Genomic DNA, 16,453 nt, shown 5'->3' on the forward strand with positions numbered 1-16,453 from the left:
GATTTCTCTCCCCTCACAGATCCCATCTCGATATGACATTGCCTCGCTTTCGCTTCTTACGCCTCTTGCTTCTTACGGGGCTTCATGGAATCCCCGGCAAATCCTGGCCTCAACGAGCCCGAAGATCATGCTTCCCATGCAGACGGGAAGAGTGGAGCTGCCTGAAAAAGGGGCGGACGGACGGTTAAGGGACCGATCGCTTCGCGAGCTGAGCCAGAAACGCATGGCTGGATATGGACGTTCGGCCGGGTCCCCATCCCACCTTCTCGCGGTAGCCCCCCAACAGCTCGGCCTGCTCCAGCTCCGCCTCGCTTAGCCCGCTGAGCCGGTCGGGATGAGGAGCGACGTACATCGCGTCCGCCGGACAATAGAGCTCACACATGAAACAGGTTTGGCAATCGTTCTGGCGCGCAATGACAGGCACATCGTTATCGACTTTATCAAATACGTTGGTCGGACATACGGAGACGCACAGATTGCACTGCACGCATCTGGCATCGCTGATCAGCTCAATCAAAGGGAAACCGCCTCCTCGCTCACGCTCTGCGCCCGGACGCTGATTACATCCAACCCGGATGTAATCAGGCGGTAATGCTGCGTCTCGTCCAGCTCCGGATAATCAACCCGCTTATGCATTCCCCGCGTTTCCGTCCTGGCCTGCGCAGAGCGGTACATCCAGCGGGCCGTTGCAGCCATGGCCGCTGCCTCGCGTTTCTTCACCGCCTGATAATCAAGATGGATGGGTTCCTGCCGGATCGATTTCCATACGCCGTCGAGCCGTTGCAACGAATTCCGAAGTCCCTCATCCGTACGGAACAGGTTCCGGTCATAAGGCATGACCTCTTCCTGCACCGCCCGAATGTATTCCTCCGCGGCAATGGGCGGCTTTTCCTGCAGCGAGCCGAAGGTACCGGAAGATACGATCGGAGCCGAAGACAATCCGTGCACCTCGCGTCTAGCGGCATGCCGTCCCAGCGATTGGGCATAGTCCGCCGCGCCTTCGCCCGCAAAGCTGCCGGAAGACATCGCCCAGGCGGCATTGTGGCTGCCGCCTCCGGTAAATCCCCCGCAGATCAGCTCCCGCGTTGCGGCGTCTCCCGCGGCATACAAGCCGGGGACCTTCGTGGCGCACGTTTCGTCCACGATATGAATGCCCCCGGTCCCGCGCACCGTCCCTTCGAGCCGAAGCGTGACCGGGAACATATCCTTGAACGGGTCGATGCCCATGCGGTCAAACGGCAGGAAAAAATTCGTCTGCCCCACCCGGAGCAGCGGCTGCAGATCGGCGGGTGCCTGATCCAATCGGGCATATACCTGACGGTTCTCCAGCAGTTTTTTGGCAATGACGGAACGTCCCTTGGTCGAGCCCGCCCCCTCTACCACCGTGCCGTCCTCGTAGTAAAAGCTTGCATAACGGTAATACGCCGTTTTGGTCACCGAGGAGAACGTTGGCGATATGGCATAGGCGTTGGAGAACTCCATGCCCGACATTTCGGCCCCGGCCTCGGCTGCCATCAGATAGCCGTCACCGGTCAACACATTGCATCCCAGCGCTTTGCTCAGGAAGGCGCAGCCGCCGGTTGCGATAACAACGGCACCCGCCGTGACTCTCCAGGGATCGCCGCCCTGCGTGCTTACGCCAGCGGCGCCCCCCACTCCGTGTTTATCCGCCAGAAGTTCCAGCGCAGGGCTGTGGTCGAGTATTTTGACGCCGGCTCTTTTCACCAGCTTGCGCATGAGACGCATATACTCCGGTCCCTGCAAGCCGCGCCGGAATATCCCGCCATCCGGGTCGACCGGGAACGAATACCCCCAGCCGCCCAGGCGGTTCATATTCTCGTAGGTTTGATCCAGGACCCGATCCATCCACTCATTCTCGGCTAAGCGTCCGCCCATAAAATACCGGCTCATCTTCGCTTCCTGGCGCTGCCGCCCTTCAGGCTCCACGTACCATACGCCTGTGCCCGACGGCGCCGTTGCCCCGCTTGATCCGCAGAACCCTTTATCCGCCAGCACGACTTTGCTGCCTTTCGCCGCAGCCGTTAAAGCCGCCCAGGCTCCGGCCGGGCCACCGCCAATGACCAGCACATCCGCTTCCAACCGAAGCGTGCTGCCTTGAATACGTGAACTCATGCGTGTTCCCCTCCTAATCATCATTGTCCTCTGTTCTCTCATTCACGAAGCCTGATCATCCCTTGTAGCTATCCCGCCACTTCAGCAAGCGGCGCTCCAGAGAGCGGACGAACAGATCCACCATCATGCCGACGACGGCAAAAACCAATACACCCACAAAAATTTGCTCCGTTAACGAGGATTGCTTGGCAAGATTGATGAGAAACCCGACCCCCGACTGCGAACCGATCAGCTCCGCAACGACGAGCCCGAGCCAGGATACCGCCAGCGATAAGCGGAGTCCCATTAACAGGTTAGGCAGCGAAGACGGGATGATCAGCTTGATCATCTGCTGAACCCGGCTGTACTGCAGCACCCTGGATACCTCGAACAGCTTTTTGTCGACGCTCCGGATGCCGAGAAACGTATTGACGTACAGCGGAAAAAAAGCTCCCTTCGCAATGATCAGCACCTTCGACGTTTCTCCGAATCCGAACCACAAAATAATAAGCGGGGCGATCGCCAAATGCGGGATCATCCGCAGCATCTGCACCGTCGGATCCAGGAATATTTCCGACTTGCGCGAGAAGCCCGTCAGCAAGCCGAATATCAAGCCCAGGCTGCCTCCCAGAGCGAAGCCCGCAGCGGCGCGGCCGATGCTTATGCCCAGATGGGTCGCCATCTTGCCTGAGGCAATCAGATTCCAGAGGGATTCGAAAATCGCCGCCGGCGTCGGCAGGAAGAATGCATCGATCCAGCCAAGATTGCCTGCCAGCTGCCATATGGCCAGCACCAGAACCGGAAGGGCCGATCCGAGCGCAATGGCCCGTAGGAAGGCTGCACGCCGGCGATTGGAGCGCGCGGCAGCAGGATTGGGCGGCTGCGATACAGCGGGTGACTGCCCCGCCGCAGGCAGCGCAAGTTCGTTCACGTTTTTCATCGTGTCTCCTCCTCTCTCTTGGAATCAGAAGCCGTGCTTTAGCCCTCATAGCTGTCGTTCCATTTCAGCAGCCTACGCTCCACCAGCCTAACCGCGGCGTCTGCTGCTTTGCCGATGACGGCAAACAGGACGATGCACACGAACACGGTTGCGGTTTTGCTGAACTGTCTGGCATCCGTCATCAAATAGCCGATGCCGGACGTGGAGCCCATGATCTCGGCAACGACCAGCCCGAGCCAGGCCAGCCCGAGGGACAGCCGGATCCCGAGGAAGATATGCGGCAGGGAGGACGGAATGACCAGCCTGAAGATTTGCTGGATACGCGTGAAACCCAGAACCCTTGTTACTTCGAACCATTTGTTATCCACGCCGCGGATGCCCAGATAGGTTTGGATATAGAGCGGAAAGAAAGCCCCTTTGGCGATCAGCAGTATTTTGGACGACTCCCCGATTCCGAACCAAAGCACGAACAGCGGCGCAACCGCTAAATGCGGGATCATGCGGACCATCTGGATGGATGGATCGAGCACACGCTCGGATATGCGGAATACCCCGACCAGAATACCGAAGGCTAGGCCGAGAGCCCCTCCAAGGGCGAAACCCGCTGCGGCACGAACCAAACTGATCCGGACATGACCGCCAAGGTCACCCGAGCCCGCCAAGTGGGCAAAAGCCTCCGTAATGCGAAGCGGCGTCGGGAAGAGCAGCTCCGAGATGTAACCAAGGTCGCCGAGCACCTGCCATAAAACCAGCAGCGATACGGGAAGAACCGCGCCTGCAGCCAAGGTGCCCAGCGACTTCCTCCATATCCCGGCACCTGATTCGCCGGGGGAGACCCTCTGCCGCTGCTTGGCGGCGGGCTCCGGTACCAGCGACTCGCTGCCGTGGACCGGAGCCGGAGGGTCCTGCCGGTACAATCCTGCATGGTCACTCATCGCGATCACGCTCCGGCACGGCAAACGCCAATCTTTCATCAACTAACATGAACATCAGCCAAACCCGTTTCATAAGGGCACCTCTCTCCTCGAATACAAAAAGAGACATTCTTCGAAAAACCGAAGGAATGTCTCCATTTGAATGGTTGACAGTATGAATGCTATTGGTTTAGTTCTGCTTTAACCTCGCCGGGGGAGAATCCGATCGATAAACGGGGTCTCGTCGATCTCTGCAAGCCGGGTCCGCCCGCGTCCCCAGCCGACCGTCTCCCTCCAGCTTCCCATGATCCCTACCGCGATCAGCTCTTCTTCCGTCACCTTCTGCTCCATATCCGCAAAGGGAGAAACATACAGAGCATCGGCAGGACAATAAGCCTCGCATATAAAGCAGGTCTGGCAATCCTCCTGACGGGCAATGACCGGAAGCCCCGTCTCCGTCCGGTCGAATACATTGGTCGGACAGACCTTGACGCACAGGCCGCACTCGATGCACCGCTGCTGACTGACAACCTCGATCATGAGCCTTCCACCTCCCCGGCCGCTGCCGCGATCCAGGCAGCAGCCCCCACGGCTTCACTGCTCCTATTGCCTGAACCGCCATAGTGTCGGCAAGCGTCCATGGTACCTCGGCCTGCCTGCCGGGGCGGCCGCCCCTCAGGATATACCTGGATATGATCGATCCCACTCACGGTCAGACGATGCTGCTGGTCCGGATTCGGATCCGGGTATTCCAGAAGGGTATGCATCCCTCTGGTTTCCCGCCGGGTCAGCGCAGCCGCATACATCCATCTTGCCGTTGCCGCCATGGCCGCCGCTTCCCTTGCCTTGATCCGCTCGCGCGAACCCCCGGTTATCTTCGCGTACACTTCCGGCCATAGCCCGTTCAGCCGTTCGAGCGATTGCTGCAGGACCGGTTCGCTGCGAAAATAATTGATATCCAGCGGAAACACCTCCCGCTGTACCGATTGAATCAGGTTGAATGCATCCATTCCCTGCCCATGTGCTGCGGATGGATGGGACATTCCGGCCCGCCCCGCACCTTGCAGGCGACGGCCGTCCGCGGAAGAACGCGTACTCAGCGCATGCTTCGCCGCCGATTCGCCAGCCCACGTTCCCGAGCAAATCGCCCAAGAGGCATTAAAAGCCCCTCCGCCCGACTTGGCACCGGTCACCCGCTCCCGGGTTGCAGCATCGCCGGCGGCGTACAGACCCGGTACCGTCGTCGCGCAATCTTCGCCGGTGATCCGGATGCCTCCGGTTCCGCGGACCGTCCCTTCATAGCGGAGGGTCAAGGGAAAACGCTCCTTGAACGGATCGATTCCCGCCCGATCATACGGAACAAAGAAGATGGCGTGCGATTGCCTTAATATGCGCCGTTTCTCTTCCGTGTCGGCATGATTCAGCATGGCGTATACCGGTCCTTTGCGGAGCATCGTCGGCAGAAAATCATGCGGCCTGGGCCCTCCGGGGCTGTACAGCGTATTCCCGTCTTCGTCATAATACGTCGCCCAGTTGAGAAGCCGCCCCCGGGTCACCGTGCCAAACGCCGCGCTCGGCGCATATTGGCGGCTGAATTCCATGCCGGATAGCTCGGCGCCAAGCTCCGCCGCCATGAGCAGTCCTTCGCCTGTAAGCACGTTGCAGCCAAGGCCCTTGCTCAGAAAGGCGCAGCCGCCGGTAGCTATGACAATCGACTTTGCCCGTACCTCCCAATCCTTGTTCTTCTGCCTGCATATGCCTCGTGCTCCTCCGACCCCATGCTCGTCGGCAAGCAGCTCGAGCGCCGGGGACTGATCCATGATCCGTACGCCCGCACGGCTGACCGCGCTTCGCATCAGCTTCATATATTCCGGGCCCTGCAAATGGTCTCGCATGGGGACCCCGTTCTCATCGCGGCGAAACGGGTATCCCCATGCCTCCACGCGTTCCAGATTGATGTATACCTGATCCAGCACGCGATGGATCCAATCCGGTTCCGATAAATAACCGCCCTCCTTCATCCGCTGGGCCACGGCTTCATCGCGCAGCTTATCGTCAGGAGGCAAATATAGCAGATTGGTTCCTCCGGGTGCCGTTGCCCCGCTGGAGCCCAGAAACCCTTTGTCGGCCAGTACGACCTTGGCACCTTGGGACGCCGCGCTCCAGGCTGCCCAAGCCCCTGCAGGACCGCCGCCAATGACGAGGACATCCGCCGTCAGTTTCAATTCATCCTGTGCACGCAATCGTTGATCCCCCCGCTCCTTGGTTGATAGTAAAATTGAGGTCCATACGACAAAAAGGAGATCATGAAGGATTCTCATGATCTCCAGCAGACTGGTCGATTCAAATTCATTTATCATAGTTATTCGATTGGAATTATCAAGTATATTATCAGCTGATGGCACAAGCGTCAAGATTAATTTTCGGAGGGATCGCTTAACAAAGCGAGACATTCGCTTCCGAGCTTTCCTAGGCCCTGCTGTCTTCGATCACTTTTCCTTATATCCCGACAATTTGGTACAATACAGACGGTACGAGAATGTCAAATGAAGGGACTATGATCGATATGTTCAAAATTTTCATTGTCGAAGACGATGCCGGGCTGGTCGGCCTGCTGAAAGAATATCTTCATAAATTCGGTTATGCGACGCAGTCAGTTCATGATTTCGAGACGGTGCGCGATCAATTTGAATCGTATGACCCTCATCTTGTGCTTCTGGATATCAATCTGCCTAAATTCGACGGCTATTATTGGTGCCGGCAGTTCCGCAGCCTCTCCACCTGCCCGATCATCTTCATCTCCGCCCGCGACGGGAAAATGGATCAGGTGATGGCGCTGGAGAACGGTGCCGACGATTATATAACCAAACCCTTTGACTACGAGATCGTCATGGCCAAAATCAAGAGCCAGCTCCGGCGGGCCTACGGGTCCTATGCTGCCGGTCAGAATGAGCGGGTCCTCAGCATCGCCGGACTCACGCTTGACGTTGAGCGTCTCTCCGTTTCGCTCGGACCGACCCAAGCGGAGCTCAGCCATACCGAAGCCAAAATATTGGACGAATTAATGAAGAAGCCCGAGCAGATCGTCAGCAGGGACCGGCTCCTGGAGAAAATATGGGATGATCAGGCCTTTGTGGACGATAATACGCTGAATGTGTACATCACCCGCGTCCGCAAGAAACTCGCCGCCCTCGGAATCGAGGATGGCCTTCAAACCGTGCGCGGGCGCGGCTACCGACTGGTACCGAGCTGGAGGGACGAACCATGAAACTATTTCTGCAAGAACAGCGTCCCTTAATGATTGTCTACATCGCCCAGCTTCTTGTCGTTACCCTGATCTATAGGCTGGACGGTTATCGCAATTTGACGGTCAGCCTGTACGCGGGCATCATCAGCTTGCTGCTGCTCGTCGGCTATCTCGCCTTCCGTTTCATTGCCAACCGTTCCTTCTATAAACGGTTGGAGCAGCCGCTCCCGGGAGAATCCCTCACAGGCGAATCCTCGGCAGAATCCTCCCACACCCCGCTCGCCGAAGCGCTTCATCAGCTGCTGAAAACCCAGTTCCGGCATTACACCACGGATCTGCATAACTATAAGCATAAAATTGAAGGCCATCTGCAGTTCATCAACCAATGGGCCCACCAGATGAAAACGCCGATTTCGGTCATTCACCTGATTCTTCAGGATGATGACGACCCCCGGTTTGCCGCGATCGGCGACGAGCTGGACCGGCTCAAAAAAGGGCTCGATCTCGTGCTGTATACCGCCAGGCTCGATACGTTCGAGCGCGATTTCCATGTGGAAAACCTGCCGCTTCAGCGAATCGTCCGAAATGTCACGTCCGAGCAAAAGCGGCTGTTTATCCGGCGGAGAATGTACCCGTCCATCCGGATCGATTCCGGATTAACGGTGGCCACGGACGAGAAATGGCTCTCTTTTGTGTTGACGCAGCTGCTGACCAACGCGGTTCGATATACGCTGAAGGAACAAGGCACCCTCTTTTTCAACGGCTACACCCGGGAGAATCAAGTCGTGCTTGAGATAAGGGACGAAGGCATCGGCATTCCCCAAAGCGACCTCCCGCGGGTGTTCGATCCCTATTTCACCGGAGAGAACGGGCGCCGATTCCAGGAATCGACAGGCATGGGCCTGTTTCTGGTCAAACAAATATGCGATAAGCTTGGACATGCCTTCGAAATCGAATCCAAGGTCGAGGAAGGGACGACGGTCCGCATCATTTTTGCGGATGCTGCGGGCCATATCGCACAATGAATTCCACCGGCAGATGGCAGGGTTCGGCAGTACAAGCTCTTTAAGGCCGTTGCTGCTTACTCCCGATCTGCTTACGCCGGCAAAAGAAACCTTACAAGGTTGTAAGGTAACTGTAAGTTACGAATATGGCATGGACGCCAACGAATCTTTTACAATGATAACATCGTTATAGAGGAGTGAAGATATGCCCATCCTGAGCGTCAAGCATCTATCCAAAATCTATGAGGGCAAAGTGGCGTTCCAAGCGCTGAACAATATTCACTTCAACGTCGCCAAAGGCGAATTCGTCGGTATTATGGGACCTTCCGGCAGCGGAAAAACGACGCTCCTCAATCTGATTGCGACCATTGATCAGCCCACGGCCGGGGAAGTGATCATAGGCGGACGCAATCCCCATCTGCTCGGCAGGAGCGATACCGCTCTGTTTCGGCGCAGGGAGCTGGGCTTCGTCTTCCAGCATTTCAATCTGCTGGATACGCTGACCGTTGAGGAAAACATCGTCCTGCCGCTGACGCTGGAGGGCATGCCGCTGGACGAAATGGGCATCAGGCTGAACCGGATCGCAGACCGGCTCGGGATCGGGTCCATTCTGCACAAGCACACCTATGAAATTTCCGGCGGGCAGATGCAGCGCACCGCCATCGCGAGGGCGCTCATTCAGGAGCCCTCCCTGATTTTGGCCGACGAGCCGACGGGGAACCTGGACTCCAGAGCCTCCAAAGAAGTGATGCAGACGCTTTCGGCTTCAAGCAAAGAAGCTTCCGCAACGATTCTCATGGTCACTCACGATCCGGTGGCAGCCAGCTACTGTGACCGCGTCTTGTTCATCAAGGACGGTCAACTATATAATGAAATGTATTGCGGTGACAACCGCCAAGCCTTTTTCCAGAAAATCATCGACATGCTGGCGCTGCTGGGAGGAGGAAGTCATGACCTTTCGACAATTCGCTTTTAGGAATGTCCTGAGGAACAAGCGGACCTACGCGGCCTATTTCTTAAGCAGCGCATTCTCCGTCATGATTTTCTTTGTGTGCGCGCTGTTCCTGTTTCACCCTTCCATCACGGACGAAATGTTCTATCCGGTCGTGACCCAGGCGATGGTTGGCGCAGAGCTGATTATGTACGTATTCTCGTTTTTCTTCGTGCTGTATTCCGTCGGGGCTTTCTTGAAGACCCGCAAGCGCGAGTTCGGCATTCTGTTCATGCACGGCATGACGGACCGCCAGTTTAACAAAATGGTGTTTCTTGAAAATATGATCATCGGCGTAAGCGCGATCGCCACGGGCATCCTGTTCGGCATCATTACAGGCAAGCTGTTCCTGATGGCAGGCTCGGCCTTTCTCGGAGTCCCGCCCCTGCCGTTTCGGCTGAGTCTGCGCGCGCTGGGTCTGACGATCGCGAGTTACGCGCTGCTGTTCCTCATCATCTCGCTGTGCACGTCCTGGCTGCTGCGGCCCAAAGCGCTCATCGACTTGTTCCAGTCCGGACAGCGGCCAAAAACCGCACCCAGAACATCGCCGTGGTTATCCATATTGGCGGCTGTCCTGCTGCTTGTCAGCTACGGTCTGGCAGCCACGACAAGCGCATCGACCCTCGCGCTGCGCATGTTCCCGGTTACCTTGATGACGATGATCGGCACGTATCTGATTTATTCGCAGTTAGGGGTTGCTCTCGTCCGCAGGCTGAAAGAAAGCCGCCGGTTCACCTGGAGAAGAACCAAGCTGATCTCGCTATCCAGCCTGCAGTACCGGTTGAAGGATCATGCCCAGATGTTCTCGATGGTAACGATCGTGCTGGCCGTGTCTTTTTGCTCGGTAGGCGTATTCGCCTCCATTCCGGTGCTCACGAAGCAGTTCAACGAGGACTTCCCGGCCGCCATCGGTTATCTCGCCAAAACGGGAGACACCTCCGAAGAGCAGCATTTGAACGAAATCCGGCAGGAGCTGGAGTCGAGGAAAATACCGTTTGAAACGCTATCGTTTCGCGTTAAATATACGGATGCCGAACCGGCATCCACACAGGCCGGTCCATCGGAGATTCCGTTGACGCTGATCGCGTTCTCCGACTATAAGGCGGCTGTCGTGATGGCGGGACTGCCGTTTGACGAACAGCCGCCGAGCGGCGAGGAGGCCCTTGTCCTCATTGCTTCGCAAAACGACAGAGCTTATACCCGCAACCGGGATTACGCTTCTTACCGGCTCCGGGATTCCGGCATCCGGCTGCGTGAAATCGGTTATTCCGATCATGTCGGCGTGCCGGAATACTTGCTGCCGGAGATGGATGACGATTCCCGTTTCGGCGGTCTTGTCGTCAGCGACGACATCTTTGCCGCCGTCACGGATCCGGTCCGGCAGGAACGGTACACCGGCTTCTACGTGGACGATTTTACGGAGACGGAGGGGATCGTTCCCCATTTGGCTCCGGGCGGCGCCGTGCGCTATGAGATGGACCGGACCTTTGCGCTGGCGGTCAGCGGTACGCTGTTTGCCCTTCGGGACAGCCTGTACAACATGCTGCTCTTCGCGGCATTGCTTGTGGGCACGGTGTTCTTTATCGCGGCAGGAAGTTTCCTGTACTTCCGCCTCTATGCCGATCTGGATTTTGACCGCAGGCATTATGCCACGATATCCCGGCTGGGCATGACGGACAGGGAGTTCAGGCGGATCGTTACCGGACAGCTGGCGCTGCTGTTTTTTGTACCGATCGGACTTGCGATCGTGCACAGCATCTTTGCTTTCATCGCGCTGCAAAGCTATTTCTATTTATCCATTGCGGCTGAAATGGGCATCGTGCTGATCAGCTTCCTGATGATGCAGGTCCTGTACTTTTTCTTCATCCGCAGCCAATATCTGCGCAAGCTGAAGCAGACCCTTATATAAAGGATGGCAAAGGCCTCCTTATCTTTTGAAAGAGGTGTAACTTTTGGAAAACTGGATTACGGACATTATGGAGAAGTTCGGCTATGTCGGCATCCTGCTGATGATTGCCCTGGAAAACGTGTTCCCGCCGATTCCCTCCGAGGTCATTCTGACCTTCGGCGGATTCATGACAACCTACACGAAACTGACGGTGCCCGGCGTCATTATCGCAGCTACCATCGGCTCCGTGGTCGGTGCCGTCATCCTGTACGGGATCGGACGCCTGCTCGATGTCGAACGGCTTGAGAAAATCGTGGATCGTTGGGGGCATATCCTCCGCGTCAAAAAAGAAGACATCCGCAAAGCGGATGCCTGGTTCGATAAATACGGCTACTGGACCGTGCTGTTCTGCCGCATGATTCCGCTGATCCGGAGCCTGATCTCCATCCCGGCGGGGATGTCCAACATGAAGTTCGGCATGTTCCTGCTCTTTACGACCATCGGTACCTTGATCTGGAACGTCATTCTGGTATCCGTGGGGGCCGCCGTCGGCGATTCATGGGAGAATATCGTCGCCTTCATGGACGTCTATTCCAATATCGCTTATGCTGTAATAGCCGTGGCCGTGATCGCATTCCTGTTCTTCTTCTTCCGCAAGCGTAGAAAATCGGCTTAAGCTGGAGCACATATTTCATGCCATGCATCATTCATATCATTACATTTTACATTTTTAAGTAAGGGAGAGACCACAGGTCATGGATTTTTTAACCATCCTCAAAGCAATTATTCTGGGAATCGTCGAGGGACTGACCGAGTTCGCTCCTGTATCCTCTACCGGCCATATGATCATCGTGGATGACATGTGGCTGAAATCCGAGGAGTTTCTGACGAAATACGTAGCCAACACGTTCAAGGTCGTGATTCAGCTCGGCTCCATTCTCGCCGTCATCGTGGTGTTCAAGGACCGCTTCCTGGATCTCTTGGGACTCAAGCGCAAAAAGCCCGAAGCCGGCGTACCGGCCGGTACGGGCAGACTGAGACTCAGCCAGGTTATCGTCGGTTTGATTCCGGCCGGCGTTCTGGGCGTCTTGTTCGAGGACCTCATTGACGAGCATTTATTTTCTACCGAAACGGTGCTGATCGGTCTTGTGATCGGAGCCATCTTCATGATCGTTGCCGACAAGGTCAGCTCGAAACAAGAGCCGAAAGTGGTGACTGTCGATCAAATTACGTACAGGCAGGCATTCAGCGTCGGGCTGATTCAGTGTCTGTCGCTCTGGCCAGGCTTCTCCCGCTCCGGCTCCACCATCTCCGGAGGCGTTATGCTCGGCATGAGCCACCGTGCGGCAGCGGACTTTACGTTCATCATGGCCGTGCCGATCATGTTCGGAGCCAGCTTCCTGTCGCTGCTGAAGAACTGGGAGTACTTCACGCTGGAGGCTCTTCCGTTCTTCATCGCCGGATTCGTGGCGGCTTTCGTCTTCGCTTTGATCTCCATCCGCTTCTTCCTGAAGCTGATCAATCGGATCAAGCTGGTGCCGTTTGCGATCTATCGGATCGTACTCGCTGCCATTATTGCGTTGGTGCTTTATCTGTAAAACCGTTCTACAAGTACCGTTTACAATCCTAAAGGTGCTCGGGCACGTATAAAGGGGCTGTCCCAAAGTCATCTTTCATGACTTCTGGGACAGCCCCGTTTTATTATAAGTGCGCGGATGGCTATGGCATTAACAGACTATATCATAACAAATCTTTCCTCTATGCTTCTTTTGTTATAGAACTTCGTTTACCTCATCAGAGAACCATTTCGCGATGATTTGCGGTCTTGTTATGGCGCTGCCTACAACCACACAATGAGCTCCCATTTTGATCGCTTTTGCAGCCTGTTCCGGTGTGTTGAAGTTGCCTTCTGCAATGACTGGTTTCTTACACTGCTTAATCAGTTCTTCCAGCACGGTGAACTTCTCCACATGCTGAGACTGCGGTGTATAACCAATAAGTGTCGTTCCAATGTAGTGGAACCCCAATCGTTCTGCTCGCAACCCCTCTTCCGTTGTGGAGATATCCGCCATGAACTTCTGCGAAGGATATTTTGTAAAGATCGATTGCAGGAATGCCTCATCCTGATCCATCGTTGCTTGCACAGCAATAATCTCAACCCCTGTACCAACAAGCGCATCCACTTCGGTCATGGTCGCTGTAATGAACGATTGCATACCCGGGTATTCTTTTTTGATAATGCCAATAATGGGCAGCTCAACTTGCTTCTTAATCTCTTCGATGTCTTCAACGCTATTAGCACGAATCCCCACCGCACCGGATTCGGCTGCCGCAATGGCCATACGTCCCATAATAAATGAACTATGCAACGGTTCGCCTGGCAAAGCCTGACATGATACAATTAATCCTCGTTTCACAATATGTTCCCTCCATGCCCTATCCTCTTTTATTCTTCTCCAATAGCCTCATTTATCTTTTGTTTAATTAAGTCGGCTTTTGCGCCAAATACAGCCTGAACCCCGCCTTTTACTTCTAATACTGCAGTAGCACCCAGTTCTTTAATTGTATCCTTATCTACTTTCGATACATCTTTGACTGCAACACGAAGTCTCGTAATACATGCATCGACATCTTCCAGGTTCTCCTTGCCACCAAGCGCATTCAGTACTTTCATCGCGGTCTCTCCAATACTGTCCTTGGTTTCAACCGATACGCTCTCCCCATCACTTTCACGTCCCGGTGTCGCCACGTTGAATTTCGTAATTAAGAAGCGGAACACAAGGTAATAGATGACAGCCCAGAAAAGCCCCACAATAATGACATAGATCCAATTCGTTTTGGCATTCCCCTGCAGAACCCCAAAGAGCATGAAGTCGATGGCCCCGCCAGAGAAGGTATTCCCGATACGAACGGATAACATATCCGCGATCATAAAGGATAGACCATCTAGAGCCGCATGAATCACATATAACCAGGGAGCGACGAATAAGAACATAAACTCAATCGGCTCCGTGATCCCTGTCAGGAACGATGTCAGCGCTGCACTAAAGAACAAACCAAACACAAGCTTGCGACGGTGCTTCGGAACGCAATGATACATCGCAAGACATGCCGCAGGAAGACCAAACATCATCGTAGCAAAACGTCCTGCAAAAAAACGGGTTCCTTCGGAGAACATTCCAACATGATTCGGATCAGCCAGTTCGGCAAAAAAGATTTTCTGCGCACCCACCACTTGCTGACCTGCAACCGTGGCGACACCGCCCAGCTCTGTGAACCAGAACATCGGATAAATCATATGGTGTAGACCGACAGCACCTGTAAGACGAAGCAAGAATCCGTATAAATAGGTACCGAAATATCCCATTCCGGCTATAGCAGTCCCTGCCGCTACCAGCCAGCCTTGAAACGTAGGCCAGATTAAGAAGAAGATTCCGCCTACAAAAATAGCACTAAAAGATGAGACGATCGGAATAAACCGTGAGCCTCCAAAAAATCCTAGAAAGTAAGGTAATTGAATCCCACGGTATCGATTGTTCAAATAAGTAACCAGGATACCAATGACAATAGCCCCTACAACTCCGGTATCAATGGATTCAACGGTTGGATTAAATACCGTGATCATTGCACCAATCGATGCATTCATAACCAGGAACGAGACGGCTGCCGCCAGCGCAGCAGTACCTTTATCCTTTTTCGCTAGCCCCACGGCAAGGCCAATACACATGATTAGCGCTAAGTTGGCAAACACAACGTTGCCGGCTGCCGACATAATTTGAAAAACAGCTTGTAAAAACCGCGTATTCAGAATCGGATATGCAGCAATCGTATTCGCATTCGATAAGGCTCCCCCAATCCCAAGCAGCAAACCCGCAGCAGGTAGGATTGCAATCGGTAACATAAATGACTTACCAAGCTTTTGCAACTGTTTAAACATGGATTTTCCTCCTATTGGATCAATCATTGTATTCCATCGCGATATGCCAATTCTACATCATGAAATTATTTTAGTAAATATAATTTAACTAAAATAATTTTATTTTTGGTAATTAATCTATGACGCTTAGCATGAACAATCACAATAAAAAACCTGTGCCCCTCCAGTAGACGAAAAACACGTCAACTTCTGAGGTTCACAGGTACGATGAAAGCTTTATTGTTAATCCATTCGATTGTGTTCAAGAATCGTATTCACTGTAATTTGCATCCGACTATTTAAATCCGCATCCTCGAGTAAGATCATACATAAAATATCGATCGCATACATGACGGAAAATTGACTATTTACAAACCTTTCTTTATCAACAAACAATGTATTGGAGACCAAAATAAAAGAGTCCACTTGTTGCGCCAGCGTACTTTCGGAGAAGCTGGTCAGACAGATGACTTTGCACCCGTTATTCTTTGCAATTCTGGTTGCGTCGACAATGACAGACGTTTCCCCTGAACTGGAAATCGCAATAACGAAATCATTCTCATTCACTATCGAACTATTGATCAGCATTAAATGAGAATCCGTAATACTCTGCACATTGAAGCCCATACGCAGCAAGCGAAGCATCATTTCCTTCGCTGAAAGTCCCGAGCTCCCGATTCCGTATATGTAAATTCGTGCTGCGCTCTTAATCGCTTCAGCAAGTCGATGCAAATATGTTATGTCCAGTAATTGATTCGAACGCTCAATGACCGTCTGATAGAATTTAGATACTTGTATGAGAATATTGTCCTCCGCCGAAGGAGCCGTCGCAGTACGAAGCCTGCCCAACTGAACCTTCAATTCGGCAAAATTATGGCAACCAATCTTCTTGCAAAAATGCGTGATTGTCCCATTCGAGACACCAACATGGTTCGCCAGCACAGATATATTCATGTTATTAATTGATTGACCTTCTTGAAGAATATAATTCGCTACCAACTGTTCTTTCTTCGAGAAACTCGGATATAACTGCTGAATAACCATATAAATATCCATTGAATCCACCACCGCCATTTGGGAATTATAACAAAAAAAGCATATGGATTCAATATTATTGCTATGGCCGTGAATGCTAGTGCCCATCCTGAATCCTAATTCGTAAAAACGGGTATAGAGAATGATATCGAGCTCGTCTGAGACCGATTTTTAGCAAACAACGTCCGCTCTGTCCGTCAACGAATATCATAGATGCGGGGACTTCGGGGAGCAGGCTGCTGCAGTTGGTCCTTTGAATAATACCGTACCTTCTTACCATGACAGCTGGCGTATTCAATCTCGGTCCGAGTGCTGTCTCCAATATAGCCATTCACATCGATTACAAAGATTTCGTCCGACATATCGATTTTGCGGAAGTGCAGCTCTTTGAGCCTGCGCTCCTGCT

Annotated in this window: 15 protein-coding genes and 1 pseudogene; 6 read left to right on the forward strand and 10 right to left on the reverse strand. The window is 53.7% G+C overall.

Annotation, left to right across the window (positions count from 1 at the left end; genetic code table 11):
- Positions 1–184: 184 nt before the first annotated feature.
- The 6 genes from HMPREF9412_RS26535 to HMPREF9412_RS26560 all read right to left on the reverse strand — a co-directional run bounded on the left by HMPREF9412_RS26535 (position 185) and on the right by HMPREF9412_RS26560 (position 6,209).
- Entirely contained in the window at positions 185–517 is a 333-nt protein-coding gene (locus tag HMPREF9412_RS26535) for a 4Fe-4S binding protein (protein ID WP_009594932.1), read from the reverse strand.
- On the reverse strand, positions 514–2,133 hold the full coding sequence (locus HMPREF9412_RS26540; RefSeq protein WP_009594910.1) for an FAD-dependent oxidoreductase: 1,620 nt from the start codon (positions 2,131–2,133) through the stop codon (positions 514–516). Before HMPREF9412_RS26540 ends, HMPREF9412_RS26535 begins: the two co-directional genes overlap by 4 nt.
- Before the next feature lie 55 nt (positions 2,134–2,188).
- Entirely contained in the window at positions 2,189–3,052 is an 864-nt protein-coding gene (locus tag HMPREF9412_RS26545) for an ABC transporter permease (protein WP_009594907.1), read from the reverse strand.
- A 38-nt stretch (positions 3,053–3,090) separates the two neighbouring features.
- Positions 3,091–3,987: an ABC transporter permease gene (locus HMPREF9412_RS26550; RefSeq protein ID WP_009594869.1), complete on the reverse strand. Its 897-nt coding sequence runs from the start codon at positions 3,985–3,987 to the stop codon at positions 3,091–3,093.
- A gap of 180 nt (positions 3,988–4,167) precedes the next feature.
- The gene (locus HMPREF9412_RS26555) at positions 4,168–4,506 is read right to left on the reverse strand and encodes a 4Fe-4S dicluster domain-containing protein (RefSeq protein WP_009594897.1); all 339 of its coding nucleotides are present in this window, start codon (positions 4,504–4,506) and stop codon (positions 4,168–4,170) included.
- The gene (locus HMPREF9412_RS26560) at positions 4,503–6,209 is read right to left on the reverse strand and encodes an FAD-dependent oxidoreductase (protein ID WP_036673681.1); all 1,707 of its coding nucleotides are present in this window, start codon (positions 6,207–6,209) and stop codon (positions 4,503–4,505) included. The genes HMPREF9412_RS26555 and HMPREF9412_RS26560 overlap by 4 nt, the downstream gene beginning before the upstream one ends.
- 323 nt (positions 6,210–6,532) lie before the next feature.
- On the opposite strand from HMPREF9412_RS26560, the gene HMPREF9412_RS26565 reads away from it, so the two are divergent.
- From HMPREF9412_RS26565 to HMPREF9412_RS26590, 6 genes are all read left to right on the forward strand, one after another.
- Positions 6,533–7,234 carry a response regulator transcription factor gene (locus HMPREF9412_RS26565; protein ID WP_036673694.1) on the forward strand — a complete coding sequence of 234 codons (702 nt, stop codon included), beginning with the start codon at positions 6,533–6,535 and terminating at the stop codon, positions 7,232–7,234.
- Positions 7,231–8,238, forward strand: a complete 1,008-nt coding sequence (locus HMPREF9412_RS26570; protein ID WP_009594915.1) for a HAMP domain-containing histidine kinase — start codon at positions 7,231–7,233, stop codon at positions 8,236–8,238. Before HMPREF9412_RS26565 ends, HMPREF9412_RS26570 begins: the two co-directional genes overlap by 4 nt.
- Before the next feature lie 184 nt (positions 8,239–8,422).
- Positions 8,423–9,193 carry an ABC transporter ATP-binding protein gene (locus HMPREF9412_RS26575; protein WP_009594885.1) on the forward strand — a complete coding sequence of 257 codons (771 nt, stop codon included), beginning with the start codon at positions 8,423–8,425 and terminating at the stop codon, positions 9,191–9,193.
- Positions 9,168–11,117, forward strand: coding sequence for an ABC transporter permease (locus HMPREF9412_RS26580; RefSeq protein WP_009594887.1), 1,950 nt, complete (start codon positions 9,168–9,170; stop codon positions 11,115–11,117). Before HMPREF9412_RS26575 ends, HMPREF9412_RS26580 begins: the two co-directional genes overlap by 26 nt.
- A gap of 43 nt (positions 11,118–11,160) precedes the next feature.
- A complete protein-coding gene (locus tag HMPREF9412_RS26585) occupies positions 11,161–11,772 on the forward strand; it encodes a DedA family protein (RefSeq protein ID WP_009594880.1) in 612 nt (203 codons plus the stop codon).
- A 79-nt stretch (positions 11,773–11,851) separates the two neighbouring features.
- Positions 11,852–12,694, forward strand: a complete 843-nt coding sequence (locus HMPREF9412_RS26590; protein WP_009594940.1) for an undecaprenyl-diphosphate phosphatase — start codon at positions 11,852–11,854, stop codon at positions 12,692–12,694.
- 174 nt (positions 12,695–12,868) lie between these two features.
- On the opposite strand, the gene HMPREF9412_RS26595 is transcribed toward HMPREF9412_RS26590, so the two are convergent.
- From HMPREF9412_RS26595 to HMPREF9412_RS33130, 4 genes and pseudogenes are all read right to left on the reverse strand, one after another.
- On the reverse strand, positions 12,869–13,513 hold the full coding sequence (locus HMPREF9412_RS26595; protein ID WP_009594883.1) for an N-acetylmannosamine-6-phosphate 2-epimerase: 645 nt from the start codon (positions 13,511–13,513) through the stop codon (positions 12,869–12,871).
- Positions 13,514–13,542: 29 nt separating this feature from the next.
- Positions 13,543–15,033: a PTS transporter subunit EIIC gene (locus tag HMPREF9412_RS26600; protein WP_009594863.1), complete on the reverse strand. Its 1,491-nt coding sequence runs from the start codon at positions 15,031–15,033 to the stop codon at positions 13,543–13,545.
- Between the two features lie 222 nt (positions 15,034–15,255).
- Complete coding sequence (locus HMPREF9412_RS26605; RefSeq protein WP_036673685.1) at positions 15,256–16,068, reverse strand: MurR/RpiR family transcriptional regulator; 813 nt, start codon at positions 16,066–16,068, stop codon at positions 15,256–15,258.
- Between the two features lie 176 nt (positions 16,069–16,244).
- A pseudogene (locus HMPREF9412_RS33130) lies at positions 16,245–16,453 on the reverse strand (hypothetical protein); the annotation flags it as partial.

The organism is Paenibacillus sp. HGF5, assembly GCF_000204455.1.
In the GTDB taxonomy this organism is placed as follows: domain Bacteria; phylum Bacillota; class Bacilli; order Paenibacillales; family Paenibacillaceae; genus Paenibacillus_AQ; species Paenibacillus_AQ lautus_A.

Excerpts from the sequence above, each read along its gene's own strand:
- HMPREF9412_RS26580 (WP_009594887.1), top strand. The coding sequence starts at position 9,168 with ATGACCTTTCGACAATTCGCTTTTAGGAATGTCCTGAGGAACAAGCGG.
- HMPREF9412_RS26600 (WP_009594863.1), bottom strand. The coding sequence starts at position 15,033 with ATGTTTAAACAGTTGCAAAAGCTTGGTAAGTCATTTATGTTACCGATT.
- HMPREF9412_RS26555 (WP_009594897.1), bottom strand. The coding sequence starts at position 4,506 with ATGATCGAGGTTGTCAGTCAGCAGCGGTGCATCGAGTGCGGCCTGTGC.
- HMPREF9412_RS26550 (WP_009594869.1), bottom strand. The coding sequence starts at position 3,987 with ATGAGTGACCATGCAGGATTGTACCGGCAGGACCCTCCGGCTCCGGTC.
- HMPREF9412_RS26570 (WP_009594915.1), top strand. The coding sequence starts at position 7,231 with ATGAAACTATTTCTGCAAGAACAGCGTCCCTTAATGATTGTCTACATC.
- HMPREF9412_RS26565 (WP_036673694.1), top strand. The coding sequence starts at position 6,533 with ATGTTCAAAATTTTCATTGTCGAAGACGATGCCGGGCTGGTCGGCCTG.
- HMPREF9412_RS26575 (WP_009594885.1), top strand. The coding sequence starts at position 8,423 with ATGCCCATCCTGAGCGTCAAGCATCTATCCAAAATCTATGAGGGCAAA.
- HMPREF9412_RS26605 (WP_036673685.1), bottom strand. The coding sequence starts at position 16,068 with ATGGATATTTATATGGTTATTCAGCAGTTATATCCGAGTTTCTCGAAG.
- HMPREF9412_RS26590 (WP_009594940.1), top strand. The coding sequence starts at position 11,852 with ATGGATTTTTTAACCATCCTCAAAGCAATTATTCTGGGAATCGTCGAG.
- HMPREF9412_RS26545 (WP_009594907.1), bottom strand. The coding sequence starts at position 3,052 with ATGAAAAACGTGAACGAACTTGCGCTGCCTGCGGCGGGGCAGTCACCC.
- HMPREF9412_RS26540 (WP_009594910.1), bottom strand. The coding sequence starts at position 2,133 with ATGAGTTCACGTATTCAAGGCAGCACGCTTCGGTTGGAAGCGGATGTG.